Genomic DNA, 643 nt, shown 5'->3' with positions numbered 1-643 from the left:
TCAATTGCCCGGGTGTTACTTTTGCTGTCAGCCTGATTCGCTTCGCGAATAAACTGGGTGCGCCAGTCAGTGGTGGTCTTGGAGAACCAGACATAGGCGATGACTGATATCAGTACGATCAAGGCAAACTCGAAGCGATATTGTTGCCATAAAATACCCATGACCAGAAACAGTTCGAGAAAGGTGGGGACAATATTAAACACCAGAAAGCGCATCAAAAAACTAATGCCATTTGTGCCGCGCTCAATGTCGCGAGATAAACCACCCGTTTGGCGGTTCAAGTGAAAGCTTAGACTTAATGCATGAAGGTGCTCGAAAACTTTTAGTCCTACGCGACGCATCGCTCTTTCGGTCACGCGTCCGAATAGGGTGTCGCGGATTTCGCCTAGTAACACATTCATCAGCCGTACCAGACCGTAGGCGAGTAATAAGCCCAAAGGTACAACGAGCAGGGATAGTTCATTATCAGCTAGTTGTTGGTCTAGGTCATCGACGACGTGCTTGAGAATAAAGGGCATGGTAACGCTAGCGACTTTTGCTGCAACCAGACATAACAGAGCGAGAGCGATGCGCTGCTTGTATTCCAAAAGGTAGGGAATGATTTGCTTGATGATTGACCAGTCAATTTCTCGATTGGGGTCAA

The 643-nt window shown here is 47.6% G+C and carries 1 protein-coding gene; it reads right to left on the bottom strand.

What is annotated here, in order from left to right; all coding sequences use genetic code 11:
- The coding region (locus tag A3756_RS20695) for an ABC transporter transmembrane domain-containing protein (protein ID WP_368664605.1) at positions 1 to 643 on the bottom strand (643 nt) is incomplete at both ends.

It is taken from the genome of Oleiphilus sp. HI0086 (assembly GCF_001635225.1).
The sequence above is the reverse complement of the archived record's forward strand: the minus strand, read 5'-3'. Positions and strand labels throughout refer to the sequence as shown.